At 42.7% G+C, this 539-nt stretch carries 1 pseudogene; it reads right to left on the bottom strand.

Features of this window, described 5'->3' with window-relative positions:
• Positions 1–539: pseudogene (locus AB4653_RS28700) on the bottom strand (MARTX multifunctional-autoprocessing repeats-in-toxin holotoxin RtxA); the annotation flags it as partial.

Consider the following 539-nt stretch of genomic DNA (forward strand, 5'->3'; position numbering starts at 1 on the left):
CCTTAGTACTCCGGTATCGGGATCGTTTGCAAGTTCGACGACAACTATTTTTGTGTATGACCCCAAGACTTTTGCATAGACGTACGTGTTTGCTTTTCGATTCGATTTAACTGCTTTGACATCGACAGTCGAGCCATCCGAAGAGATAGCATGCCCACCCATTTTTGCATCAGATAATGACACGTCTTTAGCATCAATCACCGCACCGTTAGCGTAGGTCACCCACTCATATTCTGTAAGGTCTTTTTCAACGGCGTGAATAGTCACCGCTTTCTGGTGTTCAACTTTCAAATCCGACAGCGTATATGCGCCATAGACTTTAACGGGGTTAAACCCGCTCTCAGAGGAAATATCCTGGCTCGTTAAGTTACTTAAATGATCGCCTTCTTTGTACCAAGCGGTAGAATAATACTTAAGCTCTCCAGTTTCAGGATCGTTACTCAGCTGAATTTTATTTATTTTGGTGTACTTAGAATCCGAGAAAGCAAACAGATAAGTATTCGGCTCACGTGTCGATTTTATACCCGTAACTTGATGAT

This window comes from Vibrio sp. 10N.222.48.A3 (assembly GCF_041475345.1).
Lineage (GTDB): Bacteria > Pseudomonadota > Gammaproteobacteria > Enterobacterales > Vibrionaceae > Vibrio > Vibrio tasmaniensis_A.